Source organism: Sphingopyxis panaciterrulae (genome assembly GCF_014199295.1).
Lineage (GTDB): Bacteria > Pseudomonadota > Alphaproteobacteria > Sphingomonadales > Sphingomonadaceae > Sphingopyxis > Sphingopyxis panaciterrulae.
Map to the genome: position 1 here is coordinate 91,134 of NZ_JACIJH010000014.1, position 18,359 is coordinate 109,492.

At 68.6% G+C, this 18,359-nt stretch carries 16 protein-coding genes and 1 tRNA gene; 8 read left to right on the forward strand and 9 right to left on the reverse strand.

The annotated features are described in order from the left end of the window. The first annotated feature begins 61 nt into the window (after positions 1–61). A complete protein-coding gene (locus FHR21_RS17170) occupies positions 62–403 on the forward strand; it encodes a PilZ domain-containing protein (protein ID WP_184100539.1) in 342 nt (113 codons plus the stop codon). Between the two features lie 28 nt (positions 404–431). On the opposite strand, the gene FHR21_RS17175 is transcribed toward FHR21_RS17170, so the two are convergent. Together FHR21_RS17175 and recG are read right to left on the reverse strand one after the other, a co-directional pair. Then, positions 432–1,610 (reverse strand): iron-containing alcohol dehydrogenase, encoded by a 1,179-nt coding sequence (locus FHR21_RS17175; RefSeq protein WP_184100541.1) that lies wholly within the window; start codon positions 1,608–1,610, stop codon positions 432–434. A gap of 90 nt (positions 1,611–1,700) precedes the next feature. Further along, positions 1,701–3,767 carry an ATP-dependent DNA helicase RecG gene (recG, locus tag FHR21_RS17180; RefSeq protein WP_184100543.1) on the reverse strand — a complete coding sequence of 689 codons (2,067 nt, stop codon included), beginning with the start codon at positions 3,765–3,767 and terminating at the stop codon, positions 1,701–1,703. 207 nt (positions 3,768–3,974) lie between these two features. Here recG and FHR21_RS17185 point away from each other — a divergent pair, with 207 nt between their 5' ends. Both FHR21_RS17185 and mfd read left to right on the forward strand, forming a co-directional pair. Beyond that, positions 3,975–4,235 carry a succinate dehydrogenase assembly factor 2 gene (locus FHR21_RS17185; protein WP_184100545.1) on the forward strand — a complete coding sequence of 87 codons (261 nt, stop codon included), beginning with the start codon at positions 3,975–3,977 and terminating at the stop codon, positions 4,233–4,235. Beyond that, on the forward strand, positions 4,232–7,810 hold the full coding sequence (mfd, locus tag FHR21_RS17190) for a transcription-repair coupling factor (RefSeq protein WP_184100547.1): 3,579 nt from the start codon (positions 4,232–4,234) through the stop codon (positions 7,808–7,810). The genes FHR21_RS17185 and mfd overlap by 4 nt, the downstream gene beginning before the upstream one ends. Here the strand turns inward: mfd and FHR21_RS17195 are convergent. The 4 genes from FHR21_RS17195 to FHR21_RS17210 form a co-directional block, all read right to left on the reverse strand. Beyond that, on the reverse strand, positions 7,752–8,972 hold the full coding sequence (locus FHR21_RS17195) for a GNAT family N-acetyltransferase (protein WP_184100549.1): 1,221 nt from the start codon (positions 8,970–8,972) through the stop codon (positions 7,752–7,754). The two genes, mfd and FHR21_RS17195, sit on opposite strands and share 59 nt — an antisense overlap. Continuing rightward, positions 8,969–9,772: a cupin-like domain-containing protein gene (locus FHR21_RS17200; RefSeq protein ID WP_246427295.1), complete on the reverse strand. Its 804-nt coding sequence runs from the start codon at positions 9,770–9,772 to the stop codon at positions 8,969–8,971. The genes FHR21_RS17195 and FHR21_RS17200 overlap by 4 nt, the downstream gene beginning before the upstream one ends. Positions 9,773–9,846: 74 nt before the next feature. Then, on the reverse strand, positions 9,847–10,098 hold the full coding sequence (locus tag FHR21_RS17205; RefSeq protein WP_184100552.1) for a hypothetical protein: 252 nt from the start codon (positions 10,096–10,098) through the stop codon (positions 9,847–9,849). Positions 10,099–10,303: 205 nt separating this feature from the next. After that, a complete protein-coding gene (locus tag FHR21_RS17210; RefSeq protein ID WP_184100553.1) occupies positions 10,304–11,500 on the reverse strand; it encodes a GGDEF domain-containing phosphodiesterase in 1,197 nt (398 codons plus the stop codon). Positions 11,501–11,560: 60 nt separating this feature from the next. Between FHR21_RS17210 and moaA the strand changes: the two genes are divergently transcribed. From moaA to FHR21_RS17230, 4 genes are all read left to right on the forward strand, one after another. After that, positions 11,561–12,571, forward strand: a complete 1,011-nt coding sequence (moaA, locus tag FHR21_RS17215; protein WP_184100554.1) for a GTP 3',8-cyclase MoaA — start codon at positions 11,561–11,563, stop codon at positions 12,569–12,571. A gap of 27 nt (positions 12,572–12,598) precedes the next feature. Then, the gene (locus tag FHR21_RS17220) at positions 12,599–13,369 is read left to right on the forward strand and encodes an NAD kinase (protein WP_184100555.1); all 771 of its coding nucleotides are present in this window, start codon (positions 12,599–12,601) and stop codon (positions 13,367–13,369) included. Positions 13,370–13,476: 107 nt separating this feature from the next. Further along, positions 13,477–13,551: transfer RNA gene (locus FHR21_RS17225), tRNA-Asn, on the forward strand. A 234-nt stretch (positions 13,552–13,785) separates the two neighbouring features. Further along, positions 13,786–14,604, forward strand: a complete 819-nt coding sequence (locus FHR21_RS17230) for a hypothetical protein (RefSeq protein ID WP_246427296.1) — start codon at positions 13,786–13,788, stop codon at positions 14,602–14,604. A 71-nt stretch (positions 14,605–14,675) separates the two neighbouring features. On the opposite strand, the gene FHR21_RS17235 is transcribed toward FHR21_RS17230, so the two are convergent. The 3 genes from FHR21_RS17235 to FHR21_RS17245 all read right to left on the reverse strand — a co-directional run bounded on the left by FHR21_RS17235 (position 14,676) and on the right by FHR21_RS17245 (position 17,273). Continuing rightward, a complete protein-coding gene (locus tag FHR21_RS17235) occupies positions 14,676–15,284 on the reverse strand; it encodes a uracil-DNA glycosylase family protein (protein ID WP_221235235.1) in 609 nt (202 codons plus the stop codon). Next, the gene (locus FHR21_RS17240) at positions 15,284–15,856 is read right to left on the reverse strand and encodes a DUF488 family protein (RefSeq protein WP_184100556.1); all 573 of its coding nucleotides are present in this window, start codon (positions 15,854–15,856) and stop codon (positions 15,284–15,286) included. The genes FHR21_RS17235 and FHR21_RS17240 overlap by 1 nt, the downstream gene beginning before the upstream one ends. A gap of 106 nt (positions 15,857–15,962) precedes the next feature. After that, positions 15,963–17,273 carry an SLC13 family permease gene (locus FHR21_RS17245; protein WP_184100557.1) on the reverse strand — a complete coding sequence of 437 codons (1,311 nt, stop codon included), beginning with the start codon at positions 17,271–17,273 and terminating at the stop codon, positions 15,963–15,965. 100 nt (positions 17,274–17,373) lie between these two features. Between FHR21_RS17245 and FHR21_RS17250 the strand changes: the two genes are divergently transcribed. Next, positions 17,374–18,237 carry a hypothetical protein gene (locus FHR21_RS17250; protein ID WP_184100558.1) on the forward strand — a complete coding sequence of 288 codons (864 nt, stop codon included), beginning with the start codon at positions 17,374–17,376 and terminating at the stop codon, positions 18,235–18,237. Positions 18,238–18,359 lie beyond the last annotated feature (122 nt).

An 18,359-nucleotide genomic window follows, 5' to 3' on the forward strand; every position in this document is an offset into this window, starting at 1 on the left:
GTTTACCGATAATTGAGGAATCGAGTCGATTCTGACCGGCCAGACCAGCAAGGCCAGGACAATGCGCAAGATCGATACGAACAAGGCCAATTATGTCGGCCTCGACCAGCGGCTCTCGCCTCGCAGCGACGTATATTGCCGCCTTCCCTTCGTGCTGCCCGACGGGCGGCAGGAAATGTGCACCTGCGTCAACATCAGCGCCGACGGCCTGCTGATGCGCTACGAGCGCGGGCTCGAACCCGGCGATCTCGTCATCTTTCGCATGCCGATCGTCGGCCGGATCACCGCCAAGGTCATCTGGTCGCTGGGCGGCAAGACCGGCGTCCAGTTCGACCGGATGATCGGGGTCGAGGATTATCTGCCGATGATCCGCGCCATGGGCGCGCGCGGCGACCTCAACTAGGACCGAAGCACGGCGCACGCCTGCGCCGTCACGCCGCCATCCGCAATATCGCCAGCACGTCGCCTTCGTCGCGGATCGGCCGCGGGTTGGTGCGCAGCCAGAGGTCGTGCATCGCATAGGTCGCCACCTGCCCGAACTGCGCCTCGTCCACCCCGACTTCCGCGAGCGTGCGCGGCATGCCGAGACCGCGCACGAAAGCGTCGAGCGCCGCCGCGGCCGTCGCCTGCCCGTTCCCCAGACATTGCAGTATCCGCCCCTGCCGGCGCGCGTCATGCTCCGCGTTCCAGGCGAGCACCGTGGGTGAGAGGATGCACGAGGTATAGCCGTGCGGGACGCCGCAGGTGCCGCCGAGCACATGGCCGATCGCGTGGCTTGCCCCCATCGGCACCCCGGCGAGCACCGGCATCATCGCCTGCCACGCGCCGATCTGGCATTTGAGGCGCCCTTCGAGGTCGCGCGGATCGGCCTTGACCCGCGCCAGCCCCTCGACAAGCAGTCGCAGCGCGCTGTCGGCGAGGCCGTCGGCATAATCGTTCGAGCGGTACGACGCGAGCGTCTCCACGCAATGATCGACCGCGCGCACGCCGGTCGAGAGCCACACCCATTCGGGAGTGTGGACAGCGAGCGCCGGATCGAGGACGATCGCGACCGGAACCATCGCCGGATGGCCATAGCCCTGCTTGTGTTGCGCCCGCTCGTCGGTGGCGCCCGAGCGCGGGTTGAACTCGCCGCCCGACAGCGTCGTCGGCACGCAGACGACGCGGATATCGGGGCCTTCGGTCAGCGGATTGACCGCCTGCCCGTCGGCATCGACGCGCGTGCGCAGCGGCTCGAAATCCTCGACGCGGCGTATGTCGTGCTTGAGCGCGAGCGCGGCGATCTTGGTCGCGTCGATGACCGATCCGCCGCCGATCGAGACGATCAGGTCCGCGTCGACCGCCCGCGCCGCCTCGACCGCGCGGAGCACGTCCGAGCGGGGGGCGTGCGGCGCGATGCCGTGAAAGGTGCCGGCATGACGGCCGCCGAGCGCAGCCTCTATCCCCACGATCGCGTCGGTGCGCGTGCACAGCGAGGTCGAGGCGATCAGCAGCACCCGCCGCGCGCCCATCGCCTCCGCCTGCTCGCGAAGCACCTCCCCCGCCGGCCGGCCGAAGACGACGCGCCTGGTTTCGGTGAAGGTCACTTCGCCCGATGACAGGTCCTGCATGGTGGCTTCTCCATCTTCCCAAAAAGGTTAGAATACAAAGTATTCTCGGGATGGGAAGCCACCCCCTCCCGCAAGCGAGCGGGGAGTCCTTCACCCGCTCCGCAAGAGCGGCACCGCGGCGTCGCGTTCGAAGAGGTAGAGGCAGAGGCGCACCGCCTCGCCGCGCGGGCCGTCCATGCCGCCGTCGCGCTCGACGAACAGGCGCGCGTCGTCGTGGGCGACGGGAAGCAGGCGCACGAGCTGTTCGGGGGTCGCGAGGCGATAGTCGGCGTCGCCCGACTGCTTGAGCCCCAGCAGCTCGCCACCGCCGCGCAGTTCGAGATCCTTTTCGGCGATCACGAAACCGTCGTTCGTCTCGCGCATCAGCGCCAGCCGCTCGCGCGCGGTTTCGGAGAGAGTCTGCGAACGCAGCAGCAGGCACACCGATTTCGCCGTGCCGCGCCCGACGCGGCCGCGAAGCTGGTGGAGCTGGGCGAGGCCGAAATTTTCGGCATGTTCGACGATCATCAGGCTGGCGGCGGGGACGTCGACCCCGACCTCGATCACCGTCGTCGCGACGAGGACGCCGATCTCGCCCGCCTGAAAGCGCGCCATCACCGCATCCTTGTCCGGCCCCTTCATCCGGCCGTGGACGAGCCCGACGCGGGTATCGCCGAAGCGTTCGCGCAGCAGCGCCGCACGGTCCTCGGCCGCCGCGAGTTCGCTCGTCTCGCTCTCCGCGACCAACGGACAGACCCAATAGGCCTGCGCGCCGCCCGCGAGATGGCGTTCGAGCCCGCTCACCACCTCATCGAGCCGGTCGACCGAGACGACGCGCGTATCGACCGGCGTGCGCCCCGGCGGCATCTCGTCGATCCGCGACACGTCCATCTCGCCGTGGTTGGCGAGTTGCAGGGTGCGCGGGATCGGGGTCGCGGTCATCACGAGGAGGTGCGGCGGGCGCGCGCCCTTGCCGGTCAGCATCAGCCGCTGCGCGACGCCGAAGCGGTGCTGCTCGTCGACGACGACGAGCGACAGGTCGCGATACTGCACCGCCTCCTGAAAGATCGCGTGGGTGCCGACGAGGATGTCGATGCTGCCGTCGGCCAGCCCCATCAGCGTCGATTCGCGGACCTTCCCCTTGTCGCGGCCGGTGAGGATCGCGAGGTTGACCGGCAGCCCCGCGAGCATCGCCTGCAAGGTCGCATGATGCTGACGCGCGAGGATTTCGGTCGGGGCGAGCAACGCCGCCTGCGTTCCCGCTTCGACCGCCGCCAGCATCGCACGGAGCGCGACGAGCGTCTTGCCCGAACCGACGTCGCCCTGGAGCATCCGCAGCATCGGCACGTCCTGCGCCATATCGCCCGCGATCTCGCGCCCGACGCGCTCCTGCGCACCGGTCAGGCCGAAGGGCAGTTTCAGCGCATCGGTCAGCCGGCCGTCACCGCGAATCCCCCTCCCCTTGCGGGTGCGCAACCCCTGCCGGATCAGCATCAGCGCGACCTGGCTCGCGAAAATCTCGTCATAGGCGAGGCGGTCGCGCGCCGCCTCGTCGCGCGGGCTGGCGTGCGCGCGTTCCATCGCCTCGCGCCACGCGGGCCAGTTTCGCGAGGCGAGCAGCGGCGCGTCGATCCATTCGGCAAGCTCGGGTCGCCGGTCGAGCGCCACCGCGGCGAGCTGCGACAGTCGCGCGTTGGTCAGCCCCTCGGTCAGCGGATAGACGGGTTCGTGGATCGCGATGGCGCCCTCGTCGCCGGGTTCGGCGACATGATCGGGATGCACGATCTGGCGCATGTCGCCATAAAGGTCGAGCCGCCCCGAGACGCGGCGCGCCTCCCCGAGCGGAAACAGCTTGCGCGCGAGGCCGGAGGTGCGGCCGAAATAGACGAGCCGGACATGATCGCCCGCGCGGTCGACCGCCTCGACCCCGAAGGGCGCGCGCGGAGATCGGCCAGAGCGATAGTCCTGCGCGGTCACGTCGACGATGATCGTCTGGCCCGCCTGCGCCTGATCGAGCCGGTCGACCGGAACGCGCGAGATGAGGCCGGTCGGCAGGTGGAACAGCACGTCGATCACGCGTTCGAGCCCCAGCCGGGTCAGCGGCTTGGCGAGTTGCGGCCCGACGCCCTTGAGGTCGGTCAGCGCGGCAAAGAGCGGGTTGAGGATTTCGGGTCGCATGGCTAGGGCGTGTCTAGCCTCGTCTTTCCGTTCGTGTCGAGCGAAGGAAACCCGGCCCCTCTTCCGTTTGTGCTGAGCTTGTCGAAGCACCGTCCTTATTTTCCGGCGGCGCAAAGACAGAACAGCCCTTCGACAAGCTCAGGGCGAACGGTGAGTGGACGCGATACCCGTTTCCGCTTCATCGCTCCCGCGATTAAAAGGCCCGCCATGCAAGACCGCCTGAAACGCCTGAAATTCCGCGCCTGGCATCGCGGCACGCGCGAGGCCGACTATATGATCGGCGGCTTTTTCGACCGCTATGCGCCCGGATGGGGCGCGGAGGAGGTCGCGTGGTTCGAAGCCGTGTGCGAGGAAGATGACGTCGATATCATGGCGTGGGCGCTCGGCACCGGGCATCCGCCCGCACACCTCGACAAGCCCGAACTGATCGCCGCGATGCGCCGGCTGGACTATATTCCGCTGCCATGACCCGGACCGCCGCCGACATTTTCGCCGCGATCGGATCGGCGGCAGCGCCGCTGACGCTGGCGCGCGCGGCGGACGGGTTCCTGCCGCTGCTGCTCGCCGATCTGGCGCGGACGAGCGACAGGAGGCTGGTTTACGTCGCGACCGACGATGCCGCGATGCAGGCGGTCGCCGACGCGGCGCCCTTTTTCGCGCCCGACCTGATCGTCCATCGCTTTCCGGCGTGGGATTGCCTGCCCTATGACCGCGCCGGGCCGTCGATGCGGATCAGCGCCGACCGGCTGGCGACGCTGTCGGCCTTGCAGGCGCCCGCGAAGCGCGGCGAGCTGATCCTGACCACCGTCGCCGCGATCACCCAGCGCACGCTGACGCCGTTCCGTATCCGCCAACTCGCGACGACGCTGGCGGCGGGGCAGCGGATCGACCGCGACGCGCTGGCCGAGCTGCTGGTCGCCAGCGGCTTCAACCGCGTCGACACCGTCGCCGATCAGGGCGAGTTCGCGGTGCGCGGCGGCATCGTCGACCTGTTCCCCGCCGGCGAGGAGACGGGCCTGCGCGTCGATTTCTTCGGCGACGAGATCGAAAGCATCCGCCGTTTCGACCCCGCCGACCAGCGCAGCCTGGGGCCCGCCAAGGCGCTGTCCCTGCTCCCCGCGGCCGAAACCCTGCTCGACGAGGCGACGATCAAGCGCTTTCGTACCCGCTATCGCGAGATGTTCGGGGCGCAGGCGACCGGCGACCCGCTGTATCAGGCGGTGAGCGAGGGGCGCCGGCAGGCGGGCATGGACCATTGGCTGCCTTTGTTCGAGGAACGGCTGGCGACGCTGTTCGACCATATCGACGCGGCGACCCCGGTGCTGCGCGGCCACCGCACCGACGCGACCGCCGAAACGCGCTTCGACGCGATCCGCGACTATCATGCAAACCGGGTCGCGGCCGAGCAGGAGCAGGCGGGCAGTTACCGCCCGCTGGCGCCCGAAGCGCTGTATCTGACCGAGGCGGAATGGACCGAGGCCGAGGCGGCGCGGCCGATGCATGTCGTGACCCCGTTCGATGTTCCCGAGGCGGCGGCGGTGCTCGACCTCGAGACGTTCGCGGCGCGCGACTTCACGCCCGAGCGCACCGCCGATCTCAACGTCTACGACAAGGTCGCCGACCATCTCTCGGACGAGCGGCGCAAGGGGCGGCGGACGATCATCGCCAGCTACTCGGCGGGCGCGCGCGAGCGGCTGGCGGGGTTGCTGAAAGAGCATGGCGTCGACGGGCTGGCGCAGGTCGAGACGTGGCAGGAGGCGCTGGGCTCATCTTCTCCCCTCCCGCTTGCGGGAGGGGTCGGGGGAGGGCCTGTTGACAAGCCCACCACCGAAACACGCCCTCCCCTAGCCCCTCCCGCAAGCGGGAGGGGAACCGGCGTCGCCCTGATCGTCCTGCCGCTCGATCATGGCTTCGCGTCCGACGCGATCAGCCTGCTCACCGAGCAGGACATTCTCGGCGAACGGCTCGTGCGGCGGCAGAAGCGGCGTAAGAGCGCCGATGCCTTCCTCGCCGAGCTGGCGACGCTCAGCGTCGGCGATCTCGTCGTCCATCTCGACCACGGCATCGGCCGTTATGAGGGGCTGACCTCGATCCCGGTCGGCAGCAGCCCGCACGACTGCGTCGCGCTCACTTATGCCGGCGGCGACAAGCTCTACGTCCCGGTCGAAAATCTCGACGTTCTCTCACGCTATGGCGGCGAGAGCGAGGGGGTCGCGCTCGACAGGCTGGGCGGCGAGGCGTGGCAGCGGCGCAAGGCGCGGATGAAGGAGCGCATCCGCGAGATCGCGGGCGAACTGCTGTCCACCGCGGCGCAGCGCGCGCTACGGCCCGGCGAAATGCTGGCGCAGGACGCCGCCTATCCCGCCTTCGCCGACCGCTTCCCCTATCAGGAAACCGACGACCAGGACCGCGCGATCGGCGACGTACTCGCCGACATGGCGTCGGGGCGGCCGATGGACCGGCTGGTGTGCGGCGACGTCGGTTTCGGCAAGACCGAGGTCGCGCTGCGCGCCGCCTTCGTCGCGGCGATGGCGGGGGTGCAGGTCGCGGTCGTCTGTCCGACCACCCTGCTCGCGCGCCAGCACTACACGAATTTCGTCGAGCGCTTCAAAGGCTTTCCGATCAACATCGGGCGGCTGTCGCGGCTGGTCCCGACGGCGGAAGCCACCCGGACGCGCGACGGGCTGGCGAGCGGGCAGATCGATATCGTGGTCGGCACGCACGCGGTCTTTGCGAAAGCGGTCGAATTCCAGCGCCTCGGCCTCGTCGTCGTCGACGAGGAACAGCGCTTCGGGGTCGTCCACAAGGAGCGGCTGAAGCAATTGAAGGCCGACGTCCATGTGCTGACGCTGACCGCGACGCCGATCCCGCGCACGCTGCAGATGGCGATGTCGGGGCTGCGCGAATTGTCGGTCATTCAGACGCCGCCGGTCGACCGGCTGGCGGTGCGGACCTATGTGGCGCCGTGGGACCCGGTGGTCATCCGCGAGGCGCTGCTGCGCGAGCATGATCGCGGCGGGCAGAGCTTCTTCGTCACGCCGCGGATCAAGGATCTGCCCGATATCGAGGAATTTCTCCGCACTCGCGTGCCCGAGGTCAAATATGTCGTCGCGCACGGCCAGATGGCGCCGGGCGAGGTCGAGGAACGGATGAGCGCCTTCTACGACCGCAAATATGACGTGCTGGTTTCGACGACGATCGTCGAAAGCGGGCTCGACATTCCGAGCGCCAACACGCTGGTCGTCCACCGCGCCGACCGTTTCGGCCTCGCGCAGCTCTACCAGCTTCGCGGCCGCGTCGGGCGGTCGAAGACGCGCGCCTATGCCTATCTCACGACGCCCGATCATGGCGGCATCACCGACACCGCCGAAAAACGGTTGAAGCTGCTCGGCGATCTCGACACGCTGGGCGCGGGATTCCAGCTCGCGAGCCACGACCTCGACATTCGCGGCGCCGGCAATCTGGTCGGCGACGAGCAGTCGGGACATATCCGCGAGGTCGGATTCGAACTGTATCAGTCGATGCTGGAGGAAGCGATCCTCGTCGCCAAGGCGGAGGGCGCCGGCGTGGCGCCGCCGCGCGAGGCGCTGTCACCGGTCATCACCGTCGACGCGCCGATCCTGATCCCCGAGGATTATGTGCCCGACCTGCCGCTGCGCATGGCGCTCTATCGCCGGCTCAACGAGGCCGAGGACCGCGCCGGGCTCGACGGCTTCGCGGCCGAGATGATCGACCGCTTCGGCCCGCTGCCGCCCGAAACGGCAAACCTGATCCAGCTCATGGAGATCAAGGCCAATGCCAAGGCGGCGGGCATCGCCAAGCTGGACGTCGGCACCAAGGGCGCGCTGGTCAGCTTCCACGGCGACGAATTCGCCAACGTCCCCGGCCTGATCGCCTATGTCGAGCGGCTGAAGGGCCGCGCGCGCATCCGTCCCGACAACCGGCTGTCGGTAAGCGGCGACTGGGCGAGCGCGGGGGCGCGGCTCAACGGCGCGCTGCAATTGTCGAAGGGGCTGGGAAAGCTGGCGCGGCAGAAGGGTTGACCGCACGGCGATAGGCGTCACGGGCAAGCATCAGCCCGGCAAAGGCGAGCCGGCGAGCGGGCGATCCGATGGCGACGACGCAATCGACGATCGTCCGGCTGTCGCCCCACAGCGACCGGCATCCTCCGGCGCCCGCCGCGGTGCAGGTGTCGAAATGGATCGGCGGGTGCAGCCCGGCCACATGATCCGCGACATGGCGCATCAGCAACTGCCCCGGCGCATAGCTTCGGAAGGCTTCGTCGAAGGCCATCTTGAACCCGAAGCCCCGGTCGCCGGTCACGAACCAGGAGGACATGGCGAGCGGCCGTCCCGCGGCCGTCAGCGTCGCGCGGCCGAGCCTGCCCCGCTCCCACCCCGCGCGCATGACGTCGCGGAACAGGTTCTCGGTCTCGGCATGGCAGGCGAGCGCGCTGCCCGCCCGGCCTTTCCAGCCCGCGCGTTCCATCGCCAGGAAGGTCTCGACCCAGCGGTTGCAATCGCCCTCCCCCGCGTGCCGGTCGACCGCGACGGGGCCGTGGTCGCGCGCGAGGCGCCGTTCGAGGCTGCGCAGGCGCGCGCGCGCCTTGGCGCCCGACCGGCCACCGTCCGCATCGCTGTCCGGCGCGCTGGCCGGCCGGTCGAAGCGGTCGACGATGCGAAAGCCGCGCCCCTCGCGCTCGCAATGCGCGATCAGCGCGGCGCAGGCAGGGTCGTCCCACGCGAGTTGGCGGCATTGGAGGCCGATTTCGCGGCCTGCAAAGGCATCGAGGAACGGCAGCAGCAGCGCCCAGAAGCGATCTTCGGTGCCCGGCCGCACCAGCGGCGAACCCAGGAACTGGTTCGTCGCCAGCCAGCTTTGCCAATGCGGCACCGGCCACCGCCCGAAACGCGCGCTCTGCACCAGAGGCAGGACGCCGATCCATTCGCCCCCGTCCCGCTCGGCGATCGCCAGCCAGATCGGCTGGTCGGCGCCGGCGTGGCGCAGCGCCGGGTCCATGAACCAATGCTGCGCAAAGACGTTCGCCGTGCCGGCGCGGTCGGACAGGTCCGCCCAGCGCGCGCGATCAGCGGCGCCGAGGTCAGCCGGCCGTTGCAGGCGAACGGCGTGATCGCCCTTCAGGCCGAAAGAGCCGCCGGGACGAACGCCATCGCCGCTGTCGATACCAAACGCCTGATGCTTCATAGCAGCCCCACGCGCCGCGCCGCGCGGCCGGCAAGCGCCTGCAACGCGGGCCGCCGCGGCCACACCGGCGGGCGCGACAGACCGAGGCCGACGGCGCGCAGCAGCGGATTGACCGCCAGCGCCTCGCCGGTCGCCAGGCTCCAGTCGCTCTGCCAGGTCAGCGACAGCGACACCGAGGGCCGCGACCCCGCGCGCACCCAATGCGGCGCGGCGTGGGGGACATAGAGCGCATCGCCGGGCATCAGCGGATGAACCGTCGCCAGCGCCTGATATTCGGGGTGCCACGGCAGCATATTGTCGCCGTCGCGATGATGAGCCTCGCGCCGGTCGAATGGCAGGAAGGGCGGCTCGGGCGGATAGGTCGCGAAATCCTTGTCGCCCGCAATCTGGAACAGGATGTTATATTCGGCGTCGAAATGAAAGGGCGTCAGCGTTCCCGGCGCGGAGATGAAGACGAAGGCCTTGAGCGTCCGCCACGGGCCGGTCTTGGCCCCGGTCACGCCCTCGATCTCGGCCATCAACGCGTGCAGCAACGCGCGATAGCGAGGCAGTTGCTGGACGAAGCGCAGCATGACCCAGTTGCCGCTGGTGCCGATCGCGCGGATCGTGTCGGCGATCGGCGTCCCGGCCGCTGCGTCCATCGCGAATTCACCGCCGTTGACGGCATCGGCGATCCGCCTTTCGACATGCTCGGCGGGCAGTTCGTCCGCCGCCTCGGCCAGCGCCGACAGGGTCAGCAGCGGATGATCGACGAGCCCGTGCCGCAGCACCGCGGGCGCGAGCGGATAGGCGCCGGACAACCTGTCCAGTTCCGATGCCTCGAAAAACGCCCTGCCGGGCTTGCCAACGCACATTTCAACCCCCGGCCCAGCCCTTATACCAAGGTTCGGTGATCCTGACCGATGAGAATTGCCAGTCCCGCTTGCTGGCGAGGAGGAGCGGAAGCGGCGATGTGGTTCATCGCTGCGACGCGCCGACGCTGTCCAGCGGGCGGGATTGGCAACCCGAAGGGCGATTTCTGGCGGCTCTCGGACAGCGTCGCCTGCTCGTGACGATGAACCACATCGCCACGTCGCAGCCTCCTTGCCGAGAACCGCCAGAAATCGTCCTCATCGGTCAGGATCACCGAACCTTGGTATAAGCGAGCGAGTTTGAAAGGCGGGTTAATGGGCGATAGCGGGATTCCCGAGGCACGGGCGGCCGGGGCCACAGGCACCTTCTGGGATTGAACCGAAGCCCGGAGCCTGTCGAAGGGCGCCTATCGCCGAGAAGCGCCCTTCGACAGGCTCAGGGCGAACGGGATGGGTGATGCAGATTTATAGCTCGTCGCTCTAGCCCAGCAACGCCGGCAGTTCGTCCCCCGGCACCGGTCCCGATTTCAGAAAGCCCTGCCACGTCGCGACGCCCAGTTCCTTCAGTCGCGCGAGCTGCGTTTCATGCTCGATGCCCTCGGCCACAACGAGCAGCCCGAGCGCGCGGGCGAGGTCGACGATCGCGCGCACGACGATGCGGTCGCGGTCGCTGCCGTCGATGGTGCGGGTGAAGCCGCTGTCGATCTTCAGATAATCGATCGGCAGCCGCGCGAGCAGCGACAGGCTGGAATAACCGGTGCCGAAATCGTCGATCGCGATCGCGCAGCCGAGCGAGCGGATCTGCGCCAGTTGCGCCGCCGCGCTCGCCGGGTCGCTGAGCATCGCCTGTTCGGTGAGTTCGAGCGTCAGCCGGTCGGGGTCGACCCCCGCCGCCCGGACCATCGCGGCGAGCCGGTCGGCGAAACCGGGGTCGCCGAGGTCGGCGGCGGTGATGTTGAGCGACACGCGCAGCCCCGCAAGCGGCTTCGCCCAGCCGGCCATCTCGGCCAGCGCGATGCGGTGCGCATGTTCGGTCAGCTCGCGCTCCATCCGCGCCGCCCGCGCCGCGGTGACCAGCGGCCCGGCACCGAGCAGGCCAAGCTCGGGATGCCGCCAGCGCAGCAGCGCCTCGACCCCCGTCATCGCGCCCGACGCAACGTCATATTGCGGCTGATAGAAGATCGCGACCTCGCCGTGCGACAGCGCCGATTTGACCATCGCGCCGTCGCGCGCCGAGGCGGGACGCGCGAGCTGCTCGCTCGCGATGTGAAGCTGTTCGGCGACCGGCTCGTCGCGGGTGATGAGCGCGGTCGCGATGCGGATCGCGAGCCGGCCGCTGGGGTCGCCGACCATCGGTTCGGCGAGCGCGACGTGCAGCGCGCGTTCCTGCGCCTGCAGCGTCGCCAGCGACAGCGGCCGCGCCGGCACGATCAGGAAACGCGGCCCGCCGAGCCGCTCGACGAGAGCGCCATGGCCGAATTCGTCGCCGGCGAAATTCTCGAGCCGCCGTGCGACCTCCTCGAGCAGCGCATCGCCCGCCTCGGTCCCCGCGCTGTGGTTGATCCGCGCAAGCTGGTCGACCTGGACGAGGATCACCCCGACGTCGGCGTCATGCGCGGCATGCAGGTCGGCAAGGTGGCGGACGCTCGCGGCGTTGGTGTCGACAATGCGATTCATCGGCGCGCCATAACAGGCTTTGCTTGCCAAGCGCTTGCCTTTTGCATCACAATTGGCGCGATGCGCGAAAATTCTTCCGATCCTGCGACGCTGATCGACGGCCACGGCCGCCGGATCAGCTATCTGCGCCTGTCGGTGACCGACCGCTGCGACCTGCGCTGCCGCTATTGCATGGCCGAGGATATGACGTTCCTGCCCAAATCGGCGGTGCTGAGCATCGAGGAAATGGCCGAGTTGGCCGAACGCTTCGTCGCGCGCGGCATCCGCCGCGTCCGCCTGACCGGCGGCGAGCCGCTGGTGCGGCGCGGCATCGACACGCTGGCGATGCGACTGGGGGCGCTGATCGGCCATGGCCTCGACGAACTGACGCTGACCACCAACGCGATGCGGCTCGCCGAGCAGGCGCCGATGCTCGCGGCCGCCGGGGTGCGGCGGATCAATGTCAGCCTCGACACGCTCGACGGCGACGCCTTTCGCCACATCACCCGCGTCGGCGACCTCTCCGTCGCGCTGCGCGGTATCGACGCCGCGCGCGCCGCGGGGCTGGCGGTCAAGATCAACATGGTCGCGCTCGCCGGCCTCAACGAAGACCAGCTTCTGCCGATGCTCGACTGGTGCGCGGCGCGGGGCTGCGACCTGACCCTGATCGAGACGATGCCGCTGGGCGAGGTCGCCGACGACCGCAGCGACCATTATATCCCGCTCCACCATTTCATCGCGCCGCTGCGCGGCGAGCGGGCGATCTGGCCGATCGACAAGCGCACCGGCGGCCCTGCGCGCTATTTCGCGGTCGAGGGCAGCCCGGTGACGCTCGGCCTGATCACGCCGCTGTCCGACAATTTCTGCGCCACGTGCAACCGCATCCGCCTGACCGTCGAGGGGCGCATCTATATGTGCCTGGGCCAGGACGACCATATCGACCTGCGCGCCGCGCTGCGCGAAAGCGGGCCGGAAGCGGTCGACGGCTTGATCGATATCGCTTTGGCTGGCAAACCCCGCGCGCACGACTTTCACATCGAACGAAAGTCCAGACCGGCGGTCGCGCGTCACATGAGTGCAACGGGCGGCTGAAACGCCGTCTTCAGGGGACCGGACCACATGCAACGCAAGATCGCGCTCGTCGCATCGAACACCCCCGCGGGCGAGGAGGCGGAAGCCGAACTGCGCCCGCTTTACGACTTCGTCGACCTGGCCGAGGCCGACCTGCTGATCGCGCTCGGCGGCGACGGTTTCCTGCTCCACATGCTGCACCAGTTGCTCGACCAGCGGCGGAGCCTGCCGGTCTTTGGCATGAACCGCGGCACCATCGGCTTTCTGATGAACGAGTTTCGGGTCGAGGGGCTGCTCGACCGCATCGCCTCCGCGCGCCCCTTCCTGATCCATCCGCTGTCGGGCGACATCACGACGATCAGCGGCGAACGCCACATCCTGCCCGCGATCAATGAAATCTCGCTGCTGCGCGAAACACGCCAGGCGGCGAAGCTCGAGGTGATGATCAACGAAAAGACGATGCTGGAGGAACTGGCCTGCGACGGGGTGCTCGTCGCGACGCCCGCGGGATCGACCGCCTATAATCTGTCCGCCAACGGGCCGATCCTGCCGCTCGAATCGGAAATGCTCGCACTGACGCCGATCAGCCCCTTTCGCCCGCGGCGCTGGCGCGGCGCGCTCGTCCCCGAATCGACCAGCATCCGCTTCAACGTCCGCGAGGCCGCGAAACGCCCGGTCAGCGCGGTCGCCGACCAGCGCGAAATCCGCGACGTGAAGACGGTCCTCGTCACCACCGACCGCAGCCGCCCGCTGACTTTGCTGTTCGATCCCGACCAGGGCCTCGACGAACGCATCGCGATGGAACAGTTCGTGGTTTGACCTGCGGAAAAGCGGCACTGGCCCGCTTGGGCGAAATATGCAAATCCCCCTTGCAAAATTGTGCGAGCGGCGGCAAAGGGGCCGCCTTGTCTGCCCAAGCGGACTGTTCCTCGGTAGCTCAGCGGTAGAGCAATCGACTGTTAATCGATTGGTCGCAGGTTCGAATCCTGCCCGGGGAGCCATATTCTTCCGCAAAAGTCGATCCGGCTTCTTTCCGGTGCTGATCCCACCCCATATTCATATGGCGGCGCTCCTTATTGACCGACCGCGGGCAGACGGCGTTCAGGTGAAGAAATTCATGATGCCGACAGCGGGCGCGGCGGTCTGAAGCGGACCAATGGTGCCGGGCCCGCCAACTCGCGCTTCGACCTATCCTCGCCCTTGTCATCGGTCCGGCAGCCCCCTATCCCGCGCGGATGACGCCGCCGGGCCCCTCGATCAGCGGTCGCCGCCACCGATGGTTTCAACTGATCCCCGTTCCAGCCACTCCTTATGCCGAACTCCTCGGCATCGGCGCCGGGCGACGCACGCTTGCCATAAGCCTGGCCCTGCTCATCACCGGCGGCCTGCTGCTCCTGCTCCTCACCTTTGGCTTGGGAAAACCGGCGGACAATCGGGATGAACGCATCACGGTCGTGAGCCTGGAGCCGGCCGGAGATTCGGAGACATCGCCCGAGCCAAGCCGCCCGAAACGCGAGCGGGCCAAGGAAGAGCCTGCCCCGCCGAAGCCGGCGGTCGAAGAGCCGCCGCCGGAGACCCCGGAACCGCCGCCGGCCATCGAACCGAAAGCTGCGCCGACACAGCCGACCCCGAGCGAGCAGCCACCCTCACCGCCAACGCCCCGAGCCGTCCTTCGCCCATCCAACGGCCAGGTTTATGGCCCCTCCGACAGCGGCCGTCCCGCTTCCCGCGATACGGAGCAAGTGGGGACGGCCCCCAACGGCGAGCCGCTCTATGCAGCCGCCTGGTACCGCGAACCGAGCGACGACGAGCTGCGTGGCTATCTGTCCACCGCCAGCGGCCCCGGCTGGGGTCTGATCGCCTGCCGCACCGCGCCGGATTACCGCGTCGAGGATTGCGTCGGGCTCGACGAATATCCCTATGGATCGCAGATCAATCGCGCGGTGCTGGCGGCGGCGTGGCAATTCAGGGTGCGGCCTCCGCGGCGCGGGGGACGGCAATTGGTCGGCGCTTGGGTGCGGATCAGGATCGATTACGGCACGGGGCGGCGTTAGCTCCCCGCGGCGGCGGGGCGAGCCCGCACGCTGCCACATCGCAGGGGAATTTTGCCCGGGCCGAATAGCCGTTACAGGTAGAGAGCCCGCACGGCCGCCTGGACGTGCGGAACCAGGTTCGCTTCGAACCAGGGATTCTTCACCAGCCAAGGTTGATTGCGCGGCGACGGGTGCGGCATGGGGAGGAAGCCGGACGGCAGATAGTCGCGCCAGGCCCGGACGGTTTCGGCCAGCGTCGCCTTGCGGCCGCGGCCGAGATACCAGGCCTGCGCATAATGGCCGACCAGGACGGTCAGCCCGATATCGGGAAGAAGCGCCATCAGCCCGCCATGCCACAAGGGCGCGCATTCGGGCCGCGGCGGATTGTCGCCCGACCCCGCCTTGCCGGGATAGCAGAAGCCCATCGGGATGATCGCGACCTTCGCCGGATCATAGAAGGCCGCCGGCGTCAGGCCGAGCCAGTCGCGCAGCCGCCGGCCCGAGGCATCGTCCCAGGGAATGCCGGTTTCATGCACTTTTCGTCCCGGAGCCTGGCCGACGATGCACAGCCGCGCCGACGCCGCCGCCTGCACGACCGGGCGCGGACCGCAGGGCAGATCGTCGGCGCAGCGGCGGCACGCGCGGATATCGCCCAGCATCCGCGCCAACGGGTCCGGCGTGGTCGGAGGCCCTTCCGCCATCAGAACAAGGTGGCCTGATCGGGCGGATAGATGATCGACGTGCCGTCGATCCGGGCGAAGGGCGTGAGGGCGTGCATCCGCCAGCTCGTTTCCGAGAGAATTTCGACGACCTCTATCCCCCGGACCACCAGCGCGTCGGCGATCAGCGACCGATGGCAGCGCCACGGAACCGCCTCTGCGCACATGATCGCGGTCCGCGCCTCCATCCCGGTGCGGACGAGCGCCGCAATTGCATCGCGGAATGCCGCGCTCTGCATATGGTCGGCATAGCCCCGGAAACTCTTGTTCCGCCAACCACCGTTGGGCGAATCGGCGCGCGCGTGGCGGAGGCCGCCGAGCGCTGGCATCGCGGCATAGACGATAGCGGCATCGGCCAGGCTGGCCGCGAGGGCATCGGCGTTGAACTGCGGATTATGCCGCGACCGCGGTACGGTCCGCACATCGACGAGCCGCTCGATCGCATAGGCCGCGAGCAGCGCCGTGAAACGCTCGATCGGCAAGGTCGAATGGCCGACGGTGAAGATCGTGCCCCGGGGCCAGTTCCTGTCATTCGGTGGGGCGGCAACGCGCACGGATCGCCTCGATATCGCGGGGCCCGAAATGGCCCTTGTCGGCTTTATATGGGGATTGCGGCCCGATTTCGAAAGAGCATCCGGTCGCGCGTCTAGGGTCAGGACCCTAGAAAGGAAAGAAGATCCTTATCGCGATGATGGCGACGACGAAGGTGATGAAATTGAGCGGCAGACCGATGCGGACGAAGTCGAGATAGCGATAGCCGCCCATCTGATAGACGATGACGTTGGTCTGGTACCCGAAGGGTGTGGAAAAGGCCGCGCTGGCCGCCATCATCACCGCGACGAGGAAGGGGCGCGGGCTGACGCCGAGACTGTCGGCGAGCGCGACCGCAACCGGGGTGACCAGCACCGCGACCGTCGCGTTGGACAGAAGTTCGGTGAGCACCATCGTCAGCAGATAGAGAATGATGAGCGCGATCAGCGGGCTGAGGCCGTGGACGCTGGCGATGAGCAGTTCGGACGCTTCGGCGGCGAGCCCGCTCTGCTCCATCGCGATGCCGATCACCACCATGCCGGCGATCAGGATCAGGATTTCGGGCCTGAGGCCGCTATAGGCCTCGTCCGCGCTGATGACGCGCAGCAGGATCAGCAGCACCGCACCCGCGAAGGCGGTCGCCGCGATCGGCGCGACGCCGGCGGTCGCGAGCGCCACCGCGGCGACGAACACTGCAAGCGCGATCGCGGCCTTCAATGGCTGGAGCGGCCGCTGCACCTCGAACAGCCGGGCGTCGCCGACCTGCGCATTGCCGATATGCGCCGGGTCGATCTCCACCGGGCCCCCCTCGCGTTCCTCGGCTTCGTGGCGTCCGCCGAGCAGCCGGCCGCTCACCAGGAACAGATAGAGCCCGCCGGCCAGCGCCATCGGCAGCCCGACGGGGGTGATTTCGAAGATGCCGAAGCGCGGCTGCCCCGCGACGCTCGCCATGTCGTCGACGAGCAGATTGGTCGACGTCCCGATCAGGGTGCAGCAGCCGGTGAGGATGGTGACATAGGACAGCGGGATCAGGAAGCGCTTGGGCGACAGGCCCAGCGAGGTCGCGACGTCGCGGATCACCGGCGCGCCGAGCACGACGATCGGGGTCGAGTTGAGGAAACAGGAAACCGATCCGATCATCGACAGCAGCAGCCAGATGCCGCCCGAACCCAACCGCCGGCACATCGCGACCGCCGACGCGATGGCGCGGTCGAGCAGGCCCGCGAGTTCGAGCGCATAGGCGATGACGAACAGCGAGGCGAGCGCGATGATCGCCGGACTGGCGAAGGCGCCCTGTACCTCGACCGGCCGCACGACGCCGGTCATCAGCAACACCGCCGCGCCGGTCAGCGCGACGACATCTGCCCGCATCTTGTCCCAGATAAGTGCCGCGACCACGGCGGCGAGGACGAGCAAGGTCAGGATCTGATCGACCGACATCGCCCTTGCGTCATCCGGAATCCGTTTCGGGTCAATGTCCCGGGTCAAAAAAATTCATCGGGGGTCTGGAGGATGCGTCGGGATTTGCTATCGAGGGGAGATGCAGGAACCCAGCGTCAGAACCAGCCGGCTTGCGATCGCCGGCGGATTCGCCGCAATCCTCGTGGTCGGCGGCGGCGGCTTCTTTCTGGGCCGCGCGACGGCGCCGGCGCGTCCGGCGCCGCCACCCGTCGTGGTCCCCGCCCCCGCTCCGGCGCCGGTTCCCGAAACGCCCAAGGACCTGGAACGCGGCGACCTCATCGCGCTGGCGCAGCGGGCCGCGGATGCCTTCGCATCGGGCGAGGCGGTGCCCAAGGCGGTCGCCGAGGCAACCGGACGGCGTTTCGAACTGCTGCTGCCGTTCGGATGCGGAGGGCCGAGCGAGGCCGAAAGCAGCCTGCCGATGCAGTGGCGCTATGACGAGGCAGGGGGAACGCTGCGCGTCTCGGTCAAGCCGATGATGTGGAGCAAGACCGACTGGAACCTTGGCGACCGGGCGGACATCGACGCGGCCGAAGGTTTCTGGATCACGCGGCCCTGGTCGAGCAGCGGCGCCTGCCCGCTGCGCGCGGGACAGGCCTTTCCCCGCGGCGTCGAGCCGCTCACCCTGCCCGGCCAGACGCTTGCCATCGCGCAATTCTTTCGCAGCGAGGCCGATCGCGACGGCCGCCGCAACGGGCGGCCGTTCGAAACCGTGCAGCGGGTCGCTGCCGATAAATTCGACGGTTCGCGCGGCTTTCGCCTCCGCATTTCCGGCCGGATCGAGGCGGTCGCGGACGGCGGGCCGATCCGCTGCGTCCAGCCCGCGGGCGCCGAGCAGCGGCCGATCTGCGTCATCGGCACCCGGATCGACACCGTCCGGCTGGAGAATCCGACGAGCGAGGATGTGCTGGCCACCTGGATGATCGGGCGCTCCGCGAAATAGCCGAACGGCACGCGGTCGGGCCGATTCCCCTAGGTTTCGTTTACATTCAGGATTCCCATTGGCGTAGGATTGTGATTCAAGCTGCTGGCTGTTTGGAGGTCGGCATGGATGGAGCGACAGGA

Excerpts from the sequence above, each read along its gene's own strand:
- FHR21_RS17210 (WP_184100553.1), bottom strand. The coding sequence starts at position 11,500 with ATGAATCGCATTGTCGACACCAACGCCGCGAGCGTCCGCCACCTTGCC.
- mfd (WP_184100547.1), top strand. The coding sequence starts at position 4,232 with ATGACCCGGACCGCCGCCGACATTTTCGCCGCGATCGGATCGGCGGCA.
- moaA (WP_184100554.1), top strand. The coding sequence starts at position 11,561 with ATGCGCGAAAATTCTTCCGATCCTGCGACGCTGATCGACGGCCACGGC.
- recG (WP_184100543.1), bottom strand. The coding sequence starts at position 3,767 with ATGCGACCCGAAATCCTCAACCCGCTCTTTGCCGCGCTGACCGACCTC.
- FHR21_RS17245 (WP_184100557.1), bottom strand. The coding sequence starts at position 17,273 with ATGTCGGTCGATCAGATCCTGACCTTGCTCGTCCTCGCCGCCGTGGTC.
- FHR21_RS17175 (WP_184100541.1), bottom strand. The coding sequence starts at position 1,610 with ATGCAGGACCTGTCATCGGGCGAAGTGACCTTCACCGAAACCAGGCGC.
- FHR21_RS17230 (WP_246427296.1), top strand. The coding sequence starts at position 13,786 with ATGACGCCGCCGGGCCCCTCGATCAGCGGTCGCCGCCACCGATGGTTT.
- FHR21_RS17170 (WP_184100539.1), top strand. The coding sequence starts at position 62 with ATGCGCAAGATCGATACGAACAAGGCCAATTATGTCGGCCTCGACCAG.
- FHR21_RS17250 (WP_184100558.1), top strand. The coding sequence starts at position 17,374 with ATGCAGGAACCCAGCGTCAGAACCAGCCGGCTTGCGATCGCCGGCGGA.
- FHR21_RS17220 (WP_184100555.1), top strand. The coding sequence starts at position 12,599 with ATGCAACGCAAGATCGCGCTCGTCGCATCGAACACCCCCGCGGGCGAG.
- FHR21_RS17195 (WP_184100549.1), bottom strand. The coding sequence starts at position 8,972 with ATGAAGCATCAGGCGTTTGGTATCGACAGCGGCGATGGCGTTCGTCCC.
- FHR21_RS17185 (WP_184100545.1), top strand. The coding sequence starts at position 3,975 with ATGCAAGACCGCCTGAAACGCCTGAAATTCCGCGCCTGGCATCGCGGC.
- FHR21_RS17235 (WP_221235235.1), bottom strand. The coding sequence starts at position 15,284 with ATGGCGGAAGGGCCTCCGACCACGCCGGACCCGTTGGCGCGGATGCTG.